The following is a 3968-nucleotide window of genomic DNA, read 5'->3' as shown; positions in this document are numbered from 1 at the left end:
CCTTTAATCAGTCCTTTATGCTTTCCGACTGCAATAATCCAGTCATTAATATTGTTGAATGTATTAGATTTTCCTGTTCTCTGACTGGTTTTGTTATACACCATCATTCCGTGAATACCGTCAAATTGTTCACGTTCGGAGTAAATCTCGACATCAGCAGCAGAAAAGTAATTCCATGCCTGTTCATCTGCAATCATGTAAACGGGATTTTTCAATATATTCTTGATTGCAAAGCGACTGAACGATAAATTCTTTTTTGTAAGAATATCATGTTGAATCATATAGGTTTCAACTTTTGTCAGGGATTTGTATTCCAGAAACTTGGAGAAAATCAATTTTACAATATCTGCTTCCTCATCAACAATTTCAAGCATACGAGCTTTTCTTGTTTTTCCATCTAATTTGATACTGCCGACAGTTTCTGTACTTTTATAACCTGTCGGAGTATTACCACCAAGCCATCTGCCGTCTTTGGCAAGAAAAAGCATATTGTCACGGATACGCTCAGCAATTGTTTCTCGTTCGAGCTGTGCAAATACCATGGTCATTGCCAGCATTGCACGACCTGTTGAGGTGTGTGTTTCGTAGTTGTCGTTGATAGAAACGAACTCTATATGTAGTTTTTCAAGTTCCTCAGTAAGCTTAATAAAATCTCCCACGCTTCTGCTGATTCTGTCAAGCTTATAGCAAATAATTCTGCTGATATTGTTGCTTCTGCACTCTTTCAGCATTTTCTGAAATTGAGGTCGGTTTGTATTACCACCTGAATACCCCTCATCTTCATAAACAAGTATATCCTCGTCCTTGATTTCAGGAAAATGCAGTTTCAGATAGGTTCTGCACATATCAATCTGGCTTTCAATACTTTCCCCTTTACCTGTGAATTTTGATTTTCTTGAATATATGGCTACTTTTCGTAAATCTTCCATAAGTATGCTCCTTTGAGTATGTTAATCAGGTTTTATCACAATACGGCTTTTGCCCCTAAGACTATTATACCGCTAATTTCGTGAAAAAGCAAACAGTATTTTCCAAATTAGGAAAATTTTAAAATTGCAGCAGACTGCTTAAATAGAAATGCCCTGTGATGTGTTATAATCATCATAGGGCATTTTGTTAGAATTCGTCGATTTTATCAGCGAGGGCACATACTGTTTTCAGGAATACTTTCACCTTTTCAGGGTTCTTATCTTCTAAAGTAAGTGCAAGGATTTTTATCATATTATTGCTGATTTCAGCTTCTCCAAATACAAGGTCGTCCAGACTTACCCGGAGAATCTGAGAAATTTTTGCAAGAGTTTCCAAAGACGGAGAACGTGTTCCTCGCTCTAAATGTCCGATATATCCTGTGGATAGTGAGCATAATTCACTGAGTTGTTCCTGCGTCATTCTGGAAAGCTCTCTGTATTTGCGTATACGGTCACCGATTGCTGTGTAGTCAAGCTCCTGTTCCATGGGTATCACACTCCTTTGTATTATTATATCCTTTTTTATGTATAGTTTTAATGGACTGTTAATCAAGTATTATATTCCTATATGAATACATATTACGTCTATATGACGAAATATACTTGACATATAGAAATAAATGTGATATAATTAGACAAAGTTAGACTATTCTACGTCGAGGTGCAGATTTATGAAAAAAATTTGTGTATTAGTTATATTCTGTTCGTTATTACTGACGGCTTGCGGAAATACTGATAAATCAAACAGTCAATATGATGCCAGAAACATTAGTATTACATCTACAATTGAAACACAAAAGTCTACAGAATATGTAGCAAATAAATCTGAAAATGTCTTTGATACCAAAGCAGAGAGTACTTTATCTGAAAACAGTTGTTCTGAAATGTTGGGATTGCAATGGGGAGATAACGTTGACACTGTTAAGCTTGCAATGACAGATTATATTTCTACTTATGAAGAAAGTTATGAAAATGATACATCAGGAGAATTTGTAACTTTTCTTGCTTACATGGATATTGAATTTATGGGAGAGCTTTGTGATATCAACTTTCAGTTCGTTGACGGAAAATTAACTCAAATCAGCTATAGCTACATATGGAATGAAAGTAAAATAAAATCAGATGGAGCGTGGTTTGATACTATTAGTGAACAATATGGTGAAGCTGATTCGGAAAGCAAATGGTATCTTGATGAAAATACAGTTGTTTCAATGACAGTGGATAGAATAGGTATTTATATAAATTATATAAGTTGTGACTATGATACATATTCAAATGATAATGTTATATCTGAATCTGATTCTGTTGAGCAAAGTATGCCATCGGAGAATAAAAGTTCTAATAACAGCGAAGAGCAATTTGTTATTGATGAAAAAGGACGTAAATTTTATAATAAAACAGCTGAAGAGTTTATTTTGCGTTTTAATGAATTGGATACAGAACTTGATATTGATTTTGAAATTTCTCATTTTCATGAAGGAATACCGGAAACATTTGATTTTGCTGATAAATATTATATTGATTGTCTTTATGATGAATGGAGCTTTATGAATGATAATCCAGTAGTTATAATTTTGATAAATACAAATGAAGACGGTTTAATTGAAGAAGTTAAAATCGAAATGGCTGGTTTGTATTGTTCTGATAAAAGAATTGATATACCAGAAGTTTTTGCAGCTGTAGATGCTGCGTTAAACGATATTTCAATTGAAAATGCCAGAGAAATTTGCAGTGTTGCTTCCAAAAATAACGGAGTGTTTTTTGAGGGAAATAATGGTGCAGTATATTTATATGAAGTAATTACTTCATACTGTACAAGTGAAAATACCATACTTAACTTGCCTGATAATAAGAATGCATATTATAGTTATGCCATTTTGACATAAATAAATGAGAAAAATGGAGGAATATTTGATGAATTTTTATGGCGTTGGAACTGTTTTCGGCGGTAAAACAGATAATGCAGTAGAAAAACTAAATGAATTTTTAGAAAAAGGTTTTTGGTGTATGGGTTATTCTGATGAGGAAAAGCCTGAATATGCAGAGCTTATTAAACAAATCAAAGTGGGAGATATTATTATAGCTAAGTCATATTCATTAGATGCTACATATTATGTTAAAGCACTCGGAATGGTAATAGATACTAAAAATCCGGATAATATAGATTATGAATTTCTCACAAAATTAGGGGTTTCAGTGATATGGATTAAAAAGTTTAAACCGTATATCAAGTTATCAAGTGATAATTTCCATGTCGGCGGCAGTCGAACACATACTATTTATCAAGAGAAAGATGAACAAAACATTGAAGTGATTAAGGAAATGTTGAAATACAATTATAAACCGGAGGTATAAATATGTTCTGTAAAAACTGTGGAAATGAATTGAAAAAAGGTGCTGCATTCTGCCATGAATGTGGTGCTAAAGTGGAATTAAATGAAACTGTACAGTCAAATCCGATTGAAGCAAATGTGTCACAGCTTTCTATGGCAAATTCTGGTGGTACAACTTCGGTCAAGAAAATGTCAAAAGGGAAAATTATATTGGTTGCTGTATTTGCAATTCTAATTATTATTGTGCTTGCTTGTGCAATAGGTGGTGGTGACAGTTCACCGTTTGGAGAATATTCTGAGGAAGATGTAGTCAAAACACTGGCAATCTCAACTGTGCGTGAACAGTATTCAGTGTCCCACGATCAAGATGTGTATGATGTTGAAATTCTTGATACAGATGGAAAATGTAATTATATTGTATCTGCAACTACAGAAGATAAACATGGGTTTGAAACATGGTGGATACTTCTTTTAAAATTTGACACAGATAGCGGAAAGTATCTAAAGTATATACACTATCATGGAGAAGATGATTGGTATGGAGAAATTGACGGAGGTAGATTTACAAAAGATAATATTCCGGAATACTACCGAACAAATGACGAGTTTGGTTGGGGAGAAGAAAATCATATTGAATAAACAATAAATATACTGCTTAGCACTTCAC

The 3968-nt window shown here is 33.7% G+C and carries 5 protein-coding genes; 3 read left to right on the top strand and 2 right to left on the bottom strand.

The window, feature by feature from the left end; translation table 11 throughout:
- Together ACI4WO_RS07305 and ACI4WO_RS07300 are read right to left on the bottom strand one after the other, a co-directional pair.
- On the bottom strand, nucleotides 1–929 hold a 929-nt coding region (locus ACI4WO_RS07305), incomplete at its 3' end, for a recombinase family protein (protein ID WP_439806896.1).
- 187 nt (nucleotides 930–1116) lie between these two features.
- Entirely contained in the window at nucleotides 1117–1455 is a 339-nt protein-coding gene (locus ACI4WO_RS07300; protein WP_439806895.1) for a helix-turn-helix domain-containing protein, read from the bottom strand.
- Between the two features lie 184 nt (nucleotides 1456–1639).
- Here ACI4WO_RS07300 and ACI4WO_RS07295 point away from each other — a divergent pair, with 184 nt between their 5' ends.
- From ACI4WO_RS07295 to ACI4WO_RS07285, 3 genes are read left to right on the top strand one after another with little or no spacing between them, the layout of a single operon-like run.
- Nucleotides 1640–2854, top strand: a complete 1215-nt coding sequence (locus ACI4WO_RS07295; protein WP_439806894.1) for a hypothetical protein — start codon at nucleotides 1640–1642, stop codon at nucleotides 2852–2854.
- A gap of 28 nt (nucleotides 2855–2882) precedes the next feature.
- Nucleotides 2883–3323: a hypothetical protein gene (locus ACI4WO_RS07290; RefSeq protein ID WP_439806893.1), complete on the top strand. Its 441-nt coding sequence runs from the start codon at nucleotides 2883–2885 to the stop codon at nucleotides 3321–3323.
- A 2-nt stretch (nucleotides 3324–3325) separates the two neighbouring features.
- Nucleotides 3326–3940 (top strand): zinc-ribbon domain-containing protein, encoded by a 615-nt coding sequence (locus ACI4WO_RS07285; protein WP_439806892.1) that lies wholly within the window; start codon nucleotides 3326–3328, stop codon nucleotides 3938–3940.
- Nucleotides 3941–3968 lie beyond the last annotated feature (28 nt).

The sequence above is a fragment of the Porcipelethomonas sp. genome (assembly GCF_051893655.1).
Taxonomy (GTDB): Bacteria; Bacillota; Clostridia; order Oscillospirales; family Ruminococcaceae; genus Porcipelethomonas.
This window is presented reverse-complemented; position numbering and strand designations above follow the sequence as displayed.